The following is a 17,179-nucleotide window of genomic DNA, read 5'->3' as shown; positions in this document are numbered from 1 at the left end:
TGGGGAACCTTATGGTTACCAAGCAGTTCAGCAATTCACCCGAGGATGCGGACCTGAGGCGCGCGGACTCTTTGGCGCGGGAGATCTTCTCCGACGTCGCCAACAAGTGGGCGTTCCTGATCATCGAGGCCCTCGGTGAACGCACCCTGCGCTTCAGTGAGTTGCGGAACGAGATCGAGGGCATCAGCCACAAGATGCTCACCCAGAACCTGCGCATGCTGGAGCACAACGGCCTGGTGGAGCGCAGCGTGTACCCCACCGTCCCGCCCCGGGTCGAATACACCCTCACCGAGCCGGGCCAAGGCCTGCGAGCGACGGTCGATGGAATGTGCGGCTGGACTCACCAGTACCTCGGTCACATCGAGGCCGCCCGCCGCCGCTTCGCGACGCCTGACGCGTAGAGCACCAGCACCAGCACGCGAATCCGTCGCTACCGTGCTCGCAGGTGTGGAGCTGCGTCGAACCGCTGCTCAGGTCCGGCCTGGACCAGGCCGGTGGTACACAGCGGGAACGTGTGTTCCGGAGCCGCGGTCAGCCGAGCCAGCGGCCGTCGCGCATGAGATCGCGCCCCCGCAGCTCGTTCGCCTCACGCCAGGCCTGGACGCGCCGCGGCCGGATCAGGAAGTACTGGTAGGGCTCGTCGAGCCCGCGCGGGTCGAAACCGGTCTTGGTCGCGAACGCGTCGCCCGTCCTGGGGGCGAGGCCGGCGATGTCCACCGGTTCGGCGATGCCGTCGACGACCACGACATCGCGGGTCGGCCCGAGGCTGAGTCGCACCCGGCCGTCCGCCAGCAGGTTGCGGCCGGTGACCGAGGCGCGCGGCGTCGAGATGAGGAACGCGGTCCCGTCCCAGAGATACGAGAGCGGGATGAGGTGAACGCCGTCCGGGGGTCCCGACGTCGCGAGCCAGAGATCGACCTCGCTCTCCAGTTTCGCGCGAGTGTCCCGCAGCCTCTCCTCAAGTCCACGCGGCGGCGCGCCCGTCATGCTTCCTCCAGTCGCATTTCGATGGATGCCATGGCCATCACGCCAGTTGCGGCTCGGCGACCGGCGCTTCTCGATTCCTGACCGGTCTGGTCACCTGTTTCGCCACGCAGGACGGCATCCCCGCCGTCGCGCGCGCCGCCTGGCGCCGGTAGGCGCTGGGCGGCATACCGACCAGCTCGGTGAAGCGGGTGCTGAAGGTGCCCAGCGACGAGCAGCCGACCGCGAAGCAGACCTCGGTGACGTTGAGGTCGCCCCGGCGCAGCAGCGCCATCGCGCGTTCGATGCGCCGCGTCATCAGGTACGAGTACGGCGACTCGCCGTAGGCCAGCCGGAACTGGCGGCTGAGGTGCCCGGCCGACATGTTCACACCGCGGGCGAGCGCCTCCACGTCCAGCGGCTGCGCGTACTCCCGGTCGATCCGGTCGCGGACACGGCGCAGCCGCGCGAGGTCTGTCAGTCGCTGCGCCCCGGTGCGTGCGCGCCCCCACGAGGGGTGACACATGAGCGAAGTCCCTTCATCGATGTCCGCGAGCACCTGGGTTGCAAGCCGAGGCAGGCAGCGAGGTGCTCGATGGCGATGGCCGACTTGCCGGAATCGACGAACCGGCAGGGCCGGTCGAGCAGATCAGGCCGGTCGAGCAGGTCGAGCAACTGCTCGACGTCGGCAGGACTGCAGCCTTGAAACGCCGGCCGTCGCACTCTAAGCGGGGTGGTCGCGACGCCGTCCGTCATGGCCGCATCGATGACCTGACGGCTCAGCGAAGCTCCTGGATGCGGATCAGGTTGCCCGCGGGATCGCGGAAGGCGCAGTCGCGGATGCCGTACGGCTGCTCGGTCGGCTCCTGGACGACCTCGACGTCGCCGGCCTGCACCTTCTCGAAAGTGCCGTCGAGATCCCGGGTGGCCAGCAGGATCCAGCCGTAGGTGCCCTTCGCCATCATCTCGGCGATGGTGCGGCGCTCGTCCTCGGTGATCCCGGGGTCGGCGGCCGGCGGCGCCAGGAGGATGGACGTGCCGGGCTGACCGACGGGGCCGACCGTGATCCAGCGCATCTTGCCCTGTCCGACGTCGCTGCGGACCTCGAAGCCGAGGGCGTCGCGGTAGAAGGCCAGGGACGCGTCCGGGTCGTCGTGCGGGAGGAAGGTCGTGTGAATGGTGATGTCCATGGCTGTCAGGCTAGGTGCGGCCCGCGACCCGCGCTTCTCGATTCCTGATCGATCCGGCCACCTGTCTCGCCACGTGCGGTCGCACCCCCACGACAGCCGCACCTCTCGTGGTCTGCGGCCCCGAGGGCGGCGTTGAAAACCGGCAACTTGGTTTGGCATTTCGAGCGGAGAGTTACGTTCCGTCACGCTCGTTGCGGGGAGTGAACGGGAAGGGACCGCGCACTCCCCTCGGCTCACGCCTCCGGCAGCCGTTCCCTTCCCGGTGTGAAGGCCGACGCGTGATCTCTGGCCCAGGTGGCGAACGGGCTGGCCGGGCGGCCCGTCAGGTCCTCGACCGTGGGCGTCGGGCGGGCCTTGGCGCCGGCGCGCTGACGTTCCGCGCTCTGCACCAGCGCTCTGGCCAGCGGCTCCGGGTAGCGGGCGAGGAGTTGGTCGCGCTGTTGGCCTGGCGTCAGTTCCGCGAAGGTCAGCGGTATGCCCAGTGCACGGGACAGCTCCGCGGTCTGCTCGACGGCGGTGAGCGGCTCGGGACCGGTCAGGGTGTACGCCCGGCCCTCGTGGCCGTCCTCGGTCAGGGCGCGCACCGCGACCTCGGCGATGTCGCGCGGGTCCACGCAGGCGTTGGCGGAGGTGCCGTACAGGGCGCGCACCACGCCCTCGGAACGGATCGATGACGCCCAGGCCAGGGTGTTGGACATGAACGAGCGGGGCCGCAGGAACGTCCAGGTCAGGCCGGAGGAACGGATGAGGTCTTCGCTGTCGCGCTGCCAGCGCGTGATGAGGTCGTCCGCCTGCGGATCCTCGACAGCGGCGGCGGACAGCTTCACCAGGCGCCGTACCCCGGCGATGTGAGCCGCCCGCACCAGGCGGGCGTCGTCGCTTCCTCCGACATCGTTGGTGACCACGAAGGCGGTGTGTACGCCGCGCATCGCACGTTCCAGGGACGCCGGATCGGCGTAGTCGCCGACGACGAGCTCGGCGCGTGGGCCGGCTCCGATGACGCGTTGGGGGTTTCTGGCCAGAATCCGCACCGGCAGCTTCTGGTCGAGGCGGGCCGCTACTTCCCGGCCCACCGTGCCGGACGCCCCGGTCAGCAGGATCGTCATCGCGTGCCGCCGTCAGCTGCCGGAGCCGAGTGCGGCGGTGCGGTCCCGCAGGTCGGCGTGGAACACCGCCCGGCCCTCCTGAAGGCCGGTCACCCGGACGGCCGGGCCGGCCTCGGACAGCTCGGGCAGAGGGTGCGCCTCGAGCCGGCACGGGACGCCGAACTCCACGTAGCCGCCGAAGACGACCTCGGCCTCGTACGGGACGAAGGACGCCGACCGGGTCACGGCGTGGGCGGCCTGCCGGGCCGCTTCGAGCAGCAGCATGCCCGGTACGTGGTCCTTGGGGCCCTGGAACAGCGTGGGGTGGCTGGTGTCCGCCCGCAGTTCCCATGTCCGCCGGTGCCCCGTGGCGGCCAACAGGACGTCGTCGGTTCGCTCTCGGCCCACGAGGCCCGCCGGTACGGGCGGCGCGAGGGGAAGCGGGGAGGAGACCGGTTCGGTACGCCCTCCGCGCAGCCTTCGGTAGACCGCGGCCGTGACGATCCGGACGGATATCGCGCCTGTGGCCACCACCTGCCCGACGTGCCGGATCGCCAGCTCGACCTCCAGCTGGGCGAGGTTCCCGCGACGGCGGACCACCTCGGTGCAGTGCACGTCGATGTCGACCGCGACCGGCCAGTCGCCCACGCCCAACCGCTCCGGGACGCAGACGTACTTCATCGAGGTCAGCGAGAAGGCGTGGTCCAGCGGCACTTCGTAGGCCGCGTGCGATACCAGAGCGACCGCCTGTCGCAGCGTCTCAGCGATCAGCACGGGGTCGTGCCCCCCGCGCACAGGGGCGTAGAAAGGGTGGTCGTGGGGCAGGCGGACGGCGACCGAGAACCGGTCCTGCCCGGTCCGTATCCAGCTGACGGGAAAGGCGTCGCTGGCTCTGACCCGGTGGACCAGTCCGAGGGTCGCGGCTCCGGCATCGGGCGCCCAGGGATGTGCTAAGCCAGAAGCCAAGGATGTCTGGGTCATGAGTCCCCCACAGTGATGTCCATGTACCGGATGTCCATGTAGTGGCCAGCTGTAAAGTGTCCACTGTTGAACGTAAAAAATACAGACTTGATGGTTTCTTTGCGAGGGGCCTGAGGGGCTCCTGATGTTGGCGAAACCCAACGAGTTATGGAGGAGCCGCGTGGCCAAGCAGGCCCGGGCAATCCGGACGCGTCGCATCATCCTGGAGGCAGCGGCGAAGGTCTTCGAGGAGTACGGCTACCAGGCCGCCACGATCACCGAGATCCTCAAGGTGGCGGGGGTGACCAAGGGGGCGCTGTACTTCCACTTCGAGTCCAAGGAAGACCTGGCGCACGGCGTGCTGACCGAGCAGAACCAGAGGCTGACGGTGCCTCAGCGCGCCTGCGAGATGCAGGAGCTCATCGACGTGGTGGCGCTGCACGGCCATCAGTTGCAGACCAGTCCCATGGTCCGGGCAGGTGTGCGGCTGTCCATGAACCAGCAGGCGCACGGCCTGGATCGCAGCGGCCCGTTCACCCGCTGGGTCAAGGTCATCCAGGGCCTTCTCGACGCCGCCAGAACCCAGGGTGAGCTGCTGCCGCACGTCGACACCGTCGAGACCGCCGGAGTCATCGTGGGCAGCTTCGCCGGCGTGCAGTCGATGTCCGAAGTCGCCAGCGACTACGAGGACTTGGCCCTACGGGTGGCCGCCCTCATGCGGCATCTGCTGCCCAGCATCGTGCTCCCGTCGGTACTTGCCTCGCTGGATCTCGCCGAGGACCGCGGGGCACGGGTGTTCGCCGAGATCTCCGAGTCCGCCACCGAGTCCGCCATGGAAGCCGACGCCGAGCCGGACATGGAGCACGGTACGGAGCACGCCCTGTTGTCGCACGGCTGACATCTCCCGACGCCTCGGCCCCCGTCGCTCCTCCCCCGCACCGCGGTCCCGTGGCCCCTCACCGCGGCTCGCCGAACCACGTTCGCAGCGCCTCCGGCATGTCGTCACCGTCCGCCGCCCAGGCCACGTAGCCGTCGGGGCGCACGAGCAGGGCCGCGCAGGGCAGTGCCGATTCCTCCGACACACGTACCGTCTGCAGGACGTGGGCCCAGCCGGAGGCCGCTGCCTCGTGCCGGGCGGCCGTCTCGCCGGCGAGCAGCAGCAACGGGCGGCCGACGCGCAGCAGGCCGATGACGTCCGTCGGGCCCGTCGGCGTCGCCAGCGGCACGTTGTTCAAGAACCGCCCCTCCCACTCGGAACCGCCCGCCGAACGGGAGACGTACCGCGTGTCCTGCGCGCTGATCAGGCCCGCCATGAACCGTTGGTGCGCGGGATCCTCCAGCATGTCCCCCATCAGCGCCCGCAGCGGGTCGACGTCCGCGTCAGGACGCATCAGAGCCACCTGGGCCCGGGTGTTGTCCACCACTCGCTGAGCGGCCGGTCGGCGCTCCAGGTCATAGGTGTCCAGCAGGTCCTTGCCCGCGCTCCCCCACGCCGCGAGGGCGAGTTTCCAGCCCAGATTCAGCGCGTCCAGCAGCCCGGTGCTCAACCCCTGCCCGCCGATGGGGAAATGGAGGTGCGCCGCGTCCCCGACCAGGAAGACCCGGCCCTTGCGGAATGTGCTCGCCAGCCGTGTGAAGTCGCTGAAGCGCGTCAGATGGCGCCCCTCGGACAGGCCGACCTCATAGCCCGCGATCCGTGACACCTCGGCGGCCAGGTCCTCCAGCGTGACCTCCGCGCGCCGGTCGGGGGGATCCCCCGCGGAGTCGACCGTGCGCACCAAACGCTGGCCCTCCCCCGTCTCCCGGGAGACGATCCAGCCACGGCGCGTCATCCACCAGCCCGGTGGCACCGCCTCCGGGACCTCGAGCCGCACCAGCCCCATCAGGGCCGCCACCGTCGCCGGAAACGTCTCCGAGCCCACCCCGGCCTGTTCCCGCACCACACCTCGCGGACCATCGGCCCCGACCAGGTGATCGGCTCTCAACTCGGTCGCCCCGTCAGGCCCTTCCACCATCGCCACCACACCGTCCGGGTACTCCCGCACGCCCACCACGTGGTGGCCCCGCAGCACCCGCACCCCCCGCTCCCGCGCGCGAGTCTCGAAGTCTCGCTCCAAGTCGGCCTGAGAGCACTTCACCAACGGCTTCGGCTCCCCCACCGGAGCCGTCATCTCCAGCCCGGGCATCCCGGCGAAGTGGAACGCGCGTCGCCTTCCCGCATCCGTCGTCGGGAACACGGACCTGTCCAGGTATCCGCGCCGCACAAGCGACTGGACCGTCCGCGCGTGCAACGTGTTGGCCTTCGGGACGTCCATCACAGCCGAATTGGCCTCGCACACCACGGTGTCCACACCGTAGGCCCCCAACTCGGCCGCCAGCAGCATGCCGACAGGCCCGCCCCCCACCACCACAACCTGCGCACCCGCCACACCACGCATGTCCCACTCCCTCGTTCACGACCATGGCACCCCACCGGAGGTCCCGTACCCGAACGATCGACACCCAGCCCGAATTCCGGGCTTCGACGACATCGCGGGGCCCTGGGTCCATCCGTCGCCCGGGCGAAATCCGCGAGATCCGTCTGAAATACGACCCCGTTCCCCTTGTTACGGGAATGTGTGGGGCAGATCTCGTCAGGACGACATACCTCGACGTCAGGGCTTCGAAGGGGGCGTCTCCGGCACCCTATCGGCGGCTCATCACAGGGCATACGCGCAGGTCCGCGGCTAGCGTCGTACTAAAATTTCACGCTTGTTGCGTGCTGGACCGGAACATCCCCAGGCATACCTGCGGGCCCACCAGCCCCGGACCCTCCGGGAACGACACGTTGAGGACCCGATGGCAGCCCTCCAGCAAGGCCCCGCTCTTGCGCTGTTCGACGACGAGGTGCGCGCGGAATTCGGCGACCGGGCGCGTTTCTCCGCCGCGTCCGCCGCCTCACCGCGCACGCTCGTGGACATCTTCGACGCCTCCGTCCGGGCGTACCCCGACGAGCCCGCGCTGGACGACGGCCACCGCTGCCTCACCTACCGCGCCCTGGCCGTGGCCGTCGAGACCCTGCGGCAGCGGCTGAGCGCCGCCGGGGTGGGCCTCGGGGACCGCGTCGGCGTCCGCGTCCCGTCCGGGACCAACGAGCTGTACGTGGCGATCCTGGCCGTTCTCGCCGTGGGCGCCGCCTACGTGCCCGTGGACGCCGAGGACCCGGACGAGCGGGCCGAGCTGGTGTTCGGCGAGGCGGACGTGCGCGCCGTCATCGGTGCCGAGCACCACATCACCGTCACCGGCGTCTCCGACACCCCCGTCGCGGGCGCCCCGGCCACCCCCGTCGCGGGCGCCTCGGCCACCCTCGCCGCGCGCCCCGGCACCGAGCACGACGCGTGGATCATCTTCACCTCCGGCTCCACCGGGAAGCCCAAGGGCGTGGCCGTGAGCCATCGCAGCGCCGCCGCCTTCGTGGACGCGGAGGCCGAGCTGTTCCTCACCGAGGACCCGATCGGGCCCGGCGACCGGGTCATGGCCGGTCTCTCCGTGGCCTTCGACGCCTCCTGCGAGGAGATGTGGCTGGCCTGGCGTTACGGGGCCTGTCTGGTGCCCGTGCCGCGCTCCCAGGTGCGCAGCGGTGCCGATCTCGGGCCGTGGCTGGTGGAGCAGGAGATCAGCGTGGTCTCCACGGTGCCGACGCTGGCCGCCCTGTGGGAGCCCGAAGCGCTCAACGAGGTCCGGCTGCTGATCTTCGGCGGCGAGGCCTGCCCGCCCGAGCTGACGCAGCGGCTCGTGACAGAAGGCCGCGAGGTCTGGAACACGTACGGCCCGACCGAGGCCACCGTCGTCGCCTGTGCCTCGCTGATGACCGGCGAGGAGCCGATCCGGATCGGGCTGCCGCTGAACGGCTGGGAGTTGGCCGTGGTCGACGAGGCCGGGGAGCCCGTGCCGATGGGCGGCAGCGGCCAGCTCGTGATCGGCGGAGTCGGACTCGCCCGCTATCTCGACCCCGAGAAGGACGCCGAGAAGTACGCCCCGCTGGAGTCCCTCGGCTGGGAGCGCGCCTACCGCAGCGGTGACCTGGTCAAGGCCGAGCCGGAGGGCCTTGTCTTCCTCGGACGGGCCGACGAGCAGATCAAGCTCGGCGGGCGCCGGATCGAGCTGGGCGAGGTGGACGCCGCTCTGCAGGCCCTGCCGGGTGTCGCGGGCGCCGCGGCCGCCGTACGCACCGCGCGCAGCGGCAATCAGCTGCTCGTCGGCTATGTCGTCACCCAGGACGGCTGGGACCACGCCACGGCCGTCGAGAAGCTGCGCGCCGAACTGCCCGCCGCCCTCGTCCCGCTGCTGGCGCCCGTCGACGACCTGCCGACCCGCACGTCCGGCAAGGTCGACCGCAACGCGCTGCCCTGGCCGCTGCCCGAGCTGGAGACGAGCGGTCGGGCCGAGCAGTTGTACGGGACCGAGGCCTGGCTCGCCGAGCAGTGGAGCGAGGTCCTCGGCATCCCGGTGAGCTCCGCGCGGGACGACTTCTTCGCGATCGGCGGCGGCAGTCTCGCCGCCGCTCAGCTCACCACGAAGCTGCGCACCCGCTACCCGAGCGCCGCGGTGCTCGACATCTACCAGCAGCCCGTGCTGCGCAAGCTGGCCCGGCATCTGGAGAAGTCCGCGCAGGGCGATGGAGCGGAGCGGGTGATCGCTCCGGTTCCGCTGCGGGCCAAGGTGGTCCAACTGCTCGTACTCGTCCCGCTGTTCACGCTGCTCGGGCTGCGCTGGACCGTGGCGCTGGCCGCGCTCGGCAACGTACTGCACTGGTTCGGGCCGTATGCGTGGGCGCCGACCGCCTCCTGGTGGCTCGTGGCCGCCGGAGCCGGGCTGCTCTTCAGTCCGCCGGGACGTCTCGCGATCGCCGCCGGTGGTGCGCGGCTGTTGCTGCGTGACGTGAGGCCCGGACGGTATGCGCGGGGCGGGAGTGTGCATCTGCGGCTGTGGACGGCCGAGCGGCTCGCCGAGTTCAGCGGGGCGGCCTCGCTGACCGGGTCCTGGCTGGAGCGGTACGCGCGGGCGCTCGGCGCCAAGGTCGGCCCGGACGTGGATCTGCACTCGCTGCCGCCGGTGACCGGCATGCTCAAGCTCGGCCGGGGTGCCGCCGTCGAGTCCGAGGTGGACCTGTCGGGGCACTGGCTGGACGGCGACCGGCTGGAGATCGGCCCGGTCAAGGTGGGCGCGCACGCCGTGGTGGGTACCCGGAGCATGCTCTTCCCGGGTGCCCGTGTGGGCAAGCGGGCCGAGGTGGCCCCCGGTTCGGCCGTGGCGGGGCATGTGCCCACCGGTCAGCGGTGGGCCGGTGCGCCCGCGGGCAAGCTGGGCAAGGCGAAGCGGGACTGGCCCAAGGAGCGCCCGGAGAAGGGGACGTACTGGGGCCTGATGTACGGCGCGACCGGCTTCGCTCTGACGGCGCTGCCGCTCGTCGCGGGCCTTGTCGCGCTGCTCGTGGCGAGCGTCTTCGTCACGCCGGAAGCCGGGCTCGGCGAGGCGATGCGGGGTGCGGCGGTCGCGCTGGTGCCCGCCACGCTGGCCTTCGGGTTCGTGTACGCGCTGATCCTGCTGGTCTCCGTGCGGCTGCTCAGTCTCGGTCTGCGGCCGGGCACGCATCCGACGCACAGCAGGATCGGCTGGCAGGCCTGGACGGTCACTCAGCTGATGGACCGGTCGCGGGACACGCTGTTCCCGCTGTACGCCGGGCTGGTCACGCCGGTGTGGCTGCGGCTGCTGGGGATGAAGATCGGGCGGGGTGCCGAGGTGTCGACGGTGCTCGCGCTGCCGAGTCTGACCACGGTCGGCGAGGGCGCGTTCCTGGCCGACGACACGCTGACCGCGCCGTACGAGCTCGGGGGCGGCTGGATGCGGATCGGGCGCGCGGAGATCGGGCGCCGGGCCTTTCTCGGCAACTCCGGGATGACCGCGCCGGGCCGTTCCGTGCCGGACGGTGGCCTGGTAGGGGTGCTGTCCGCGACGCCCAAGAAGGCCAAGAAGGGCAGCTCGTACCTGGGTCTGCCGCCGGTCAGGCTGCCTCGGTCGGCGAACGACGGCGATCAGAGCCGTACCTATGACCCGCCGGCGCGGCTGCTGTGGGCGCGCGGCCTCGTGGAGTTGTGCCGGATCGTTCCGGTCTTCTGCTCTGCGGCGCTTGCCGTGCTGACGGTGGCGGCGCTGAGCGTGCTCGGTGCGTGGTCGTTCCTGCTGGCCGGAGTCGTGCTGCTGGCCGTGGGCGCGGTCGCGGGCGGGCTCTCGATCGTGGCGAAGTGGCTGCTCGTGGGGCGGCACAAGACCGGTGAGCACCCGTTGTGGAGCGGCTTCGTGTGGCGCAACGAGCTGGCCGACACGTTCGTCGAGGTGGTGGCCGTGCCGTGGCTGGCCGGTTCCGTGCCCGGTACTCCGGTGATGAACCTGTGGCTGCGCGGCCTCGGTGCCCGGATCGGCAAGGGCGTGTGGGTGGAGAGCTACTGGCTGCCCGAGACGGACCTGGTGACGCTGGAGGACGCGGCGACGGTGAACCGCGGCTGTGTCCTGCAGACCCACCTCTTCCACGACCGGATCTTGCGGACGGATACTGTGGTCCTCCGTGAGGGCGCGACGCTGGGCCCGGGCGGAATCGTTCTGCCCGGCAGCACCGTCGGAGCGCGCAGCACACTGGGACCCGCGTCCCTCGTCATGGCGGCGGAATCCGTTCCCGACGACACCCGTTGGCTGGGCAACCCGATCGAGGCATGGCGTTCCTAGGCGCGGCTCGTACGGCGCCGGGGGACCGCGGGGACGGTGCACCGGCACGTCGTACGAGCACAGCGCAGGGAGCAGAAACTTCAGTGGTTCAGCAGACAGCGGGAGCGGACCCGTACTTCCCGGCGAACGGCGATGCCCGCTACCGGGTGCATCGGTACGAACTCGCCCTGGACTACCGTCCGGGTCCCAACCGACTGTCCGGCACCGCGCGGATCAACGCGATCGCGGGCCGTGCGCCACTCGCCGAGTTCCAGCTGAACCTGGCCGACTTCAGGGTCGGCCGGCTCCGGGTCGACGGGCGGGCGCCGCACTACACGCACCGCGGCGGCAGACTGCGGATCCGCCCGGCGAAGCCGATCCGCGCCGGGGCCGCGTTCACCGTGGAGGTGCACTGGTCGGGCAACCCCAAGCCGGTGCGCAGTCCGTGGGGCGGGCTCGGCTGGGAGGAGCTGACGGACGGGGCGCTGGTGGCCAGCCAGCCGGTCGGGGCGCCGTCCTGGTACCCGTGCAACGACCGCCCCGCGGACAAGGCCTCGTACCAGATCTCGATCACCACACCGTCGGCGTACTCGGTGGTCGCGGGCGGGCGCCTGCTCACCCGTACGACGAAGGCGTCCACGACCACATGGGTGTACGAGCAGTCGGCGCCGACGTCCAGCTATCTGGTCGGGCTGTCCATCGGGAAGTACCAGACGGTGCTGCTGGGCGACCCGGGCCTGGGCGGGGTGCCGCAGGCGGGGCACATTCCGGCGCACCTGCTGACGGAGTTCTCCCGGGACTTCGCTCGGCAGCCCGCGATGATGGAGCTGTTCGAGGAGCTCTTCGGCCCGTATCCGTTCGGCGAGTACGCGGTGGTCGTCACCGAGGAGGAGCTGGACGTCCCGGTGGAGGCGCAGGGGCTGTCCCTCTTCGGCGCCAACCACGCGGACGGGGCTCGGGGTTCGGAGCGGCTGGTCGCGCACGAGCTGGCGCACCAGTGGTTCGGCAACAGTGTGAGCATCGCCGACTGGCGGCACATCTGGCTGAACGAGGGGTTCGCGAAGTACGCGGAGTGGCTGTGGTCGGAGCGGTCGGGCGGCCGCAGCGCGCAGGCGCTCGCGGGCGTGGCGCACCGGAAGCTGGCCTCGATGCCGCAGGACCTCCGGTTGGGCGACCCGGGGCGTAAGTCGATGTTCGACGACCGCCTTTATGAGCGGGGTGGGTTGGTGTTGCACGCGGTGCGGTGTGTGTTGGGCGATGACGCGTTCTTCCGGATGCTGCGGGCTTGGGCCGCTCTGCATCGGGGTGGGGCGGTGACCTCGGCGGCCTTTGCCGCACATGTCGCCCGCTACTCGGCCGAGCCGCTGGACGAGCTGTTCTCGTCCTGGCTGCATGAGACGGCGCTTCCCGCTCTGCCGTCTCCCAGTGCGGCGATTCCGGCTCGGCCGCCGTATCCGCCCCGGAACGCCTAAGAGCTCGGCTGGGGTCGGGATACGGCGGCTGCGGGTCGTATGTGGCTGGTCGCGCAGTTCCCCGCGCCCCTTAGGGGGCGCTCCTGGGCACCCTCAGCTTGTCCCAGCTGAACTTGCCCGGGATGCCGTCCGCGTCCTTGCCCTTGAAGCGGAGCTTTTCCTGCCAGGCCGCGTAGGACTTGCGGTCGGCCTCGGACCATTCGGGGCTCGGGCCCACCTCGTAGCGGCCGCAGCCCTCGGCGACCAGGCGGCGGCCCATGGCTGTGATGATCGGGGACCTCTGGCCGATGTGGAAGAAGCCTCCGCCCGGGAACGGCTCGTACGACGGCTTGGGCGCGGGCTTCGGGTCGGGGTCCTTCCCACCGCCGCCCCCGCCCTTGCCGCCCAGCCGCTCGCGGATGCGCCCCCGCATGCCGTCCATGGTGAAGCCGCGCGGGTCCTGCTTGCCCGGCTGCCACTCCTTGTGGCCGATGACGGAGCGCTCGGTCCAGCCGTGGGCGCGGCAGATCGCGGCGGAGACCTTCTCGATGGCCTCCTTCTGCGCCTCTGGCCAGGGGTCCTTGCCGTTGCCGAGGTTGATGCACTCGAAGCCGTAGAAGTGGCGGTTGCCGTCGGTGTCGGCCTCGTTGTCGGACGGCAGCTTCGTCTCGTTGATCACGGCGCGCAGGACGTCGCCGTCGCCGAGGCCGGCGTGGTTGGCGCGGCCGTTGCCCACGAGGTGGACGTGGCCCTTCTTGTCGATGACGCCGTGGCACAGGGGTCCGGGCAGGCCCGAGTAACCGTCGTAGCAGATGTCCACGGAGGCGCTGGTGCCGGAGGTGACGGTGTGGTGGATCATCACGCCGTTCATCGGGCCCCAGGGGCCCTTCGAATTGCGATTGTGGCGGCGCCAGTTGCGTACCTCGTGGACCGTCAGGCCCTCCGCCCGGAGTATCTCCACCAGCTTGGACGCGGTCAGTGGCTTGGCCATCACTTGTCTCCTTCCGCCGCGGCCTCCGCTTCGGCCGTGGTCTGCGACCTGTTCCCCGGGGACGGGCTCGCCTCCGCCGCGGCCTCCTCCTCGCGGGCCCGTGCCTCCGCCGCGAGCGTCGCCTCGTCCGCCGCCGGAATGCTGCTCGCGAGGGGGCCGAAGGCGAGGCGCAGGTCGATAGTGCCGCCCTCCCCCTTCACCAGGGCCAGGGGCGCGAAGTGGCGGGCGATGCCGGCCGGGGTCTGGAGCAGGGGCTTGCGTGCCGGGTCCACCGGCCACTCGACGCTGCCGGTGGCGGTGCGGGCGGGCACGATCCAGTGGTCGCCGGTGCGGTACATGCCGTCCTTGGCGAAGTAGACCTCGACGCCGTCCTCCAGGGGCAGCCACTCCCCCTCCTCCACCCGGACCGCCCCGTTCCGCAGGGCGGGGGTGCGGCCGCGGCGCTTCGGGCCCTCGTTGTGGTCCCAGCGGCGCAGGAACGGGTGCAGGTGGGGCAGGCGTCCGACGCCGGGCTCCGGTTCGGCGGAGAGGCGTACGCGGCGGCCCGGCAGGTCCAGTTCCTCGACCCGGAGCAGCGGCAGGGGTTCGAGGCGGGAGGCATACGCGGTGTCGGTGAGCTCCACCCGGTCGCCGACGTCCAGGTCCAGCTTGTGGTCGTGCCCTAGGGACGCCAACTGCACCCAGGTGCCGTCGAGTTCGTCCACCGGGAAGACGACGGAGCCGTTCTCTCGGGACCACTTGAACGTGGCGTCCTTCGCCTCGCCGCCCTCGTGGACCTCCACCCGGTACAGCTGGTTCTCCGGGCCCCGGTAGCGGGCGTCCGGCTTGACCAGGCACGGGTCCTCGTCCGCGTGGTCGGGCCGCTCGGCGCGGGCCGCGAGCCGGGCCGAGTAGGTCGCCTGCTTCTGCGCCCAGCGCGCGAAGGCCGCGCGGACCACTTCCTTGGACGGGTCGGTCTCCTCGGTCTCCAACTCGCCCAGGGCCAGCGGCAGGACCTGCCAGACGACCTTGGCGCGCGCGGCGGTGTCCGGCATCGCCGTGCCGAGGGCGACCTCGCGCAGCGCCGGGTCCTCGGCCGCGGTGACCGAGCGCTCCCACACGTTCAGGTAGACGAGGAACGGCTCCTGGGCGGGCGAGGGCAGCCGGTCGCCGGGCTTCTCCGGGTCGCGGAAGGCGTCCGGCTGGTCCCAGTAGGTCCAGTAGGCGGGCGGTTGCGGGGATTCCTGTTCGTCGGCGTCCTCGTCCGGGACGGGCACGCCGGGCGCCGGGCGGTCCGCGTCACAGAGGATGCCGTCGACGTAGTAGCGGCCGCCGTGGATGTGGAGGGTGTCGATGTCGAGCTTGCCGCCGACGTACTCGATCCGGAAGCCGGCGGCGTCGCGCGGCCCGCCGTGCGGTCCGATCAGGTCGGCGGTGAGGGTGCGGGCCCGGTGGAGCTCGATGGCGGTCTGCTCGTTGGCGTCCGCGTCGAGCTGGACGCGGCCCTGCTGGGCGATGACCGCGGAGTAGTGCCGCTCCGGGTGGAACGTGGAGCGGGAGAGGTCTGCGTGCATGAAGGGAGTCCCCCAGGTTCAGGAATGTGCGGGTTCACAAAGTCGTCGGCCGGCGCGATTCGGGAGGCCGGGGCGGCTCAGGTCACGAAGAAGATCCCCGCGTCCGTCCCCGCGGGCGTGTACTCCGCGAGCCGCGCCCGCAGGCTGTCCTCGCGCTGCGGCCGGTACAGGTCGTGGAAGGCGCCCAGTTCGGCCCCGTCCTCCGCGCCGCGCCGGATCTCCTCGGCGCACCGGTCCGCCAACAGCCCGTACCAGGGCGTCCCGTAGCGCTGCGACGCGAACAGCGGCCGTACGCGCGAGGCCTGCCCGGAACCGGCCAGGTCGGGCTGACAGCGGTAGCGGCGCGGCGTACGGGACCCGCTGGGAACGTACGAGAAGCGGACGCAGCCGATGCCGCGCCGGGCCACGTGCAGCCGTCCGGTGAAGACCGAGTTCTCGGCGATCTTCACGGCGTGCGTGTGGATCTCGCCGATCACGGTCGTCCGGTGCAGGTGCAGGACGGCGTGGGCGTGCCGGCAGTCGGGCGCGGAGAGTGCCTCCCGGTCGTCGGCGGTGGCGTCCAGGATGCTGTCGCGGAGGTGGATGTCGAGGGGCTCCTCGGAGACCTCGTCGCCGATGACCTCGATCGTGCCGAGGATGCTGTGCTCGACCTGGAGGCACGCGGTGGTGCGGTCCAGGACGATGCTCGGCTCCTCGGGCGAGTGCGGGTCGCACTCGGGCTCCAGGGACCAGCCGGGCACGAGCGTGCAGTGGCGGACCACGACGGCGCCCATCTGGCCCGTGACGTTGATGCCGCGGCCCGCGACGAGCAGTCCGTCGAGCACGATCCGTGGTCGCTCACCGGGGGCGCAATCCTCCGACACGGCACGGACGTTGAGGGCGTCGGGGCGGTTGCTGTACCAGTCGAGCAGGCGGATCACCGGCCGGGCGCCCTCGGCCGCCCGCAGTTCGAGGCGGTCGCCCGGGTCGAGGTCGAAGTCCAGCTGCTCCTGGTAGGCGCCGCTGTGCGTGATCTCGATGATGCCCTCGGGCCCGCAGCGGCCGGCCCGGCGGTCGTTCTGCCAGGCCCGGTACGCGTCCATGATCTGCCGGTACGTCTCGCCGGGGCCGACCCGGTAGAAGGAGGCGTCCGGCCGGGGCTCACGGTCCCGTACGTACTCGCCGCCGCCCATGTCGGCGCCGGACCCGTAGTGGTAGTCGACCCACACACCCTGCCTGGGCGCGGACCGCGAGCCGAACGCGATCCGGCCGAGCTCCGGGTCGACCGCGACCTGGCCGCGCCCCGGCCGGTAGCGCCAGTCCGACAGGTCGGCGACCACGATGTCGGAGGGCGGTACGGGCTTGTCCTCGCCGTCGCGCCGGATGACGAAGCTCTTGCCGGGGCCGTAGTAGTCGGCGAGGCGGTCGTGGAGCTGGTGGCGGCGGATGAACGCCGGGACGTTGTCGATCGTCGCGATGTGCGTGGTCGAGGGCTCCGGGACCGGCTTGGTGACCAGCGGGGTGTCGTTGCCGAGGATGGAGAAGGTGTAGAGGTTGCGGGCCCGGTCGATGCAGTACGCCGGTGAGGACGTCAGCGAGTACGCCTTCAGCCGCCACACGAAGAGTCCGACGCCGGCTGGGGTCCAACCCCCTTGCCGGTAGCGGGAGTCGGCCCTGCGGACGTCGACCGAGCGGGCCACTTCCCCGAAGGGGCCGCCCGCCAGGTCGAGCGCGGAGCCGTCCCTGAGGTCGGCGAGGCGGCCGCGCGTCCCGCGATGGGCGCCGCCCCCGGTCCCGTACAGCCTCACGGGCTGCTGGTGCGAGACGTGCCGGGACAGTTCGACGGCCCGTGCGGGCCAGTGGGCCACGCCCTCCGAGAGTTCTTCGAGGAGGTGGAGGGTGCCCTTGCGGCGGCGGTTGCCGACGGTGGCGGCCACGTCGCGGCGCGGTGCGACGGCTTCCGTCAGCGCGGCCGAACTGCGGCCGCGCGGACCGGTGGTGAGGACCCGTTCGTAGCCCGGCAGCGTCCGGTAGCCCACGAGGTCGCCGAGGTACGGCAGCACCCAGGGGGCCGCCGTCTCGACGAACAGGTCCTCGTAGCCCTGCTCGACTCCGCCTCGCACGAGGTCGATCTGCTCGGCCATGACGGCGAGCAGGGCGCGCAGCGGTTCGCCCTCCTGGGCGTCCCGCAGCCGGTGCCACTGCGGGAGCAGCTCGGCGAGTCCGTCCGGTTCCCTGGACATTAGGCACTCTCCGTCTCGAACCG

Annotated in this window: 13 protein-coding genes; 4 read left to right on the top strand and 9 right to left on the bottom strand. The window is 71.3% G+C overall.

Annotated features, from left to right (window positions below; genetic code table 11):
* Positions 1–11 precede the first annotated feature (11 nt).
* Positions 12–401: a winged helix-turn-helix transcriptional regulator gene (locus ACTWQR_RS24880; protein WP_443229369.1), complete on the top strand. Its 390-nt coding sequence runs from the start codon at positions 12–14 to the stop codon at positions 399–401.
* 130 nt (positions 402–531) lie between these two features.
* Here the strand turns inward: ACTWQR_RS24880 and ACTWQR_RS24875 are convergent, their stop codons facing one another.
* The 5 genes from ACTWQR_RS24875 to ACTWQR_RS24855 all read right to left on the bottom strand — a co-directional run bounded on the left by ACTWQR_RS24875 (position 532) and on the right by ACTWQR_RS24855 (position 4,219).
* On the bottom strand, positions 532–987 hold the full coding sequence (locus ACTWQR_RS24875) for a pyridoxamine 5'-phosphate oxidase family protein (protein ID WP_443229368.1): 456 nt from the start codon (positions 985–987) through the stop codon (positions 532–534).
* Between the two features lie 37 nt (positions 988–1,024).
* Positions 1,025–1,489 (bottom strand): helix-turn-helix transcriptional regulator, encoded by a 465-nt coding sequence (locus ACTWQR_RS24870; protein ID WP_443229367.1) that lies wholly within the window; start codon positions 1,487–1,489, stop codon positions 1,025–1,027.
* Positions 1,490–1,742: 253 nt separating this feature from the next.
* Complete coding sequence (locus ACTWQR_RS24865; RefSeq protein ID WP_443229366.1) at positions 1,743–2,153, bottom strand: VOC family protein; 411 nt, start codon at positions 2,151–2,153, stop codon at positions 1,743–1,745.
* A gap of 233 nt (positions 2,154–2,386) precedes the next feature.
* A complete protein-coding gene (locus ACTWQR_RS24860; protein WP_443229365.1) occupies positions 2,387–3,259 on the bottom strand; it encodes an NAD(P)H-binding protein in 873 nt (290 codons plus the stop codon).
* A 12-nt stretch (positions 3,260–3,271) separates the two neighbouring features.
* On the bottom strand, positions 3,272–4,219 hold the full coding sequence (locus ACTWQR_RS24855) for a ScbA/BarX family gamma-butyrolactone biosynthesis protein (RefSeq protein ID WP_443229364.1): 948 nt from the start codon (positions 4,217–4,219) through the stop codon (positions 3,272–3,274).
* A gap of 160 nt (positions 4,220–4,379) precedes the next feature.
* Between ACTWQR_RS24855 and ACTWQR_RS24850 the strand changes: the two genes are divergently transcribed.
* Positions 4,380–5,096: a ScbR family autoregulator-binding transcription factor gene (locus tag ACTWQR_RS24850; protein ID WP_443229363.1), complete on the top strand. Its 717-nt coding sequence runs from the start codon at positions 4,380–4,382 to the stop codon at positions 5,094–5,096.
* A 58-nt stretch (positions 5,097–5,154) separates the two neighbouring features.
* Here the strand turns inward: ACTWQR_RS24850 and ACTWQR_RS24845 are convergent, their stop codons facing one another.
* Positions 5,155–6,636 (bottom strand): FAD-dependent monooxygenase, encoded by a 1,482-nt coding sequence (locus ACTWQR_RS24845; RefSeq protein ID WP_443229362.1) that lies wholly within the window; start codon positions 6,634–6,636, stop codon positions 5,155–5,157.
* Between the two features lie 400 nt (positions 6,637–7,036).
* Here ACTWQR_RS24845 and ACTWQR_RS24840 point away from each other — a divergent pair, with 400 nt between their 5' ends.
* Together ACTWQR_RS24840 and ACTWQR_RS24835 are read left to right on the top strand one after the other, a co-directional pair.
* A complete protein-coding gene (locus ACTWQR_RS24840) occupies positions 7,037–10,960 on the top strand; it encodes a Pls/PosA family non-ribosomal peptide synthetase (RefSeq protein WP_443229361.1) in 3,924 nt (1,307 codons plus the stop codon).
* Positions 10,961–11,043: 83 nt separating this feature from the next.
* Entirely contained in the window at positions 11,044–12,411 is a 1,368-nt protein-coding gene (locus ACTWQR_RS24835; RefSeq protein ID WP_443229360.1) for a M1 family metallopeptidase, read from the top strand.
* 70 nt (positions 12,412–12,481) lie between these two features.
* Here the strand turns inward: ACTWQR_RS24835 and ACTWQR_RS24830 are convergent, their stop codons facing one another.
* The 3 genes from ACTWQR_RS24830 to ACTWQR_RS24820 form a co-directional block, all read right to left on the bottom strand.
* Complete coding sequence (locus ACTWQR_RS24830) at positions 12,482–13,381, bottom strand: peptidoglycan-binding protein (RefSeq protein WP_443229359.1); 900 nt, start codon at positions 13,379–13,381, stop codon at positions 12,482–12,484.
* Positions 13,381–14,934, bottom strand: a complete 1,554-nt coding sequence (locus ACTWQR_RS24825) for a DUF6519 domain-containing protein (protein ID WP_443229358.1) — start codon at positions 14,932–14,934, stop codon at positions 13,381–13,383. The genes ACTWQR_RS24830 and ACTWQR_RS24825 overlap by 1 nt, the downstream gene beginning before the upstream one ends.
* Positions 14,935–15,011: 77 nt before the next feature.
* The gene (locus ACTWQR_RS24820; RefSeq protein WP_443229357.1) at positions 15,012–17,156 is read right to left on the bottom strand and encodes a hypothetical protein; all 2,145 of its coding nucleotides are present in this window, start codon (positions 17,154–17,156) and stop codon (positions 15,012–15,014) included.
* Positions 17,157–17,179 lie beyond the last annotated feature (23 nt).

Origin of the sequence: Streptomyces sp. 2A115 (genome assembly GCF_052245575.1) — a bacterium.
GTDB lineage: Bacteria > Actinomycetota > Actinomycetes > Streptomycetales > Streptomycetaceae > Streptomyces.
Note: the sequence above shows the minus strand (reverse complement) of the source record. Positions and strands in the feature narration are given on the sequence as shown.

Excerpts from the sequence above, each read along its gene's own strand:
- ACTWQR_RS24875 (WP_443229368.1), bottom strand. The coding sequence starts at position 987 with ATGACGGGCGCGCCGCCGCGTGGACTTGAGGAGAGGCTGCGGGACACT.
- ACTWQR_RS24840 (WP_443229361.1), top strand. The coding sequence starts at position 7,037 with ATGGCAGCCCTCCAGCAAGGCCCCGCTCTTGCGCTGTTCGACGACGAG.
- ACTWQR_RS24880 (WP_443229369.1), top strand. The coding sequence starts at position 12 with ATGGTTACCAAGCAGTTCAGCAATTCACCCGAGGATGCGGACCTGAGG.
- ACTWQR_RS24860 (WP_443229365.1), bottom strand. The coding sequence starts at position 3,259 with ATGACGATCCTGCTGACCGGGGCGTCCGGCACGGTGGGCCGGGAAGTA.
- ACTWQR_RS24865 (WP_443229366.1), bottom strand. The coding sequence starts at position 2,153 with ATGGACATCACCATTCACACGACCTTCCTCCCGCACGACGACCCGGAC.
- ACTWQR_RS24825 (WP_443229358.1), bottom strand. The coding sequence starts at position 14,934 with ATGCACGCAGACCTCTCCCGCTCCACGTTCCACCCGGAGCGGCACTAC.
- ACTWQR_RS24845 (WP_443229362.1), bottom strand. The coding sequence starts at position 6,636 with ATGCGTGGTGTGGCGGGTGCGCAGGTTGTGGTGGTGGGGGGCGGGCCT.
- ACTWQR_RS24820 (WP_443229357.1), bottom strand. The coding sequence starts at position 17,156 with ATGTCCAGGGAACCGGACGGACTCGCCGAGCTGCTCCCGCAGTGGCAC.
- ACTWQR_RS24830 (WP_443229359.1), bottom strand. The coding sequence starts at position 13,381 with ATGGCCAAGCCACTGACCGCGTCCAAGCTGGTGGAGATACTCCGGGCG.
- ACTWQR_RS24870 (WP_443229367.1), bottom strand. The coding sequence starts at position 1,489 with ATGTGTCACCCCTCGTGGGGGCGCGCACGCACCGGGGCGCAGCGACTG.
- ACTWQR_RS24855 (WP_443229364.1), bottom strand. The coding sequence starts at position 4,219 with ATGACCCAGACATCCTTGGCTTCTGGCTTAGCACATCCCTGGGCGCCC.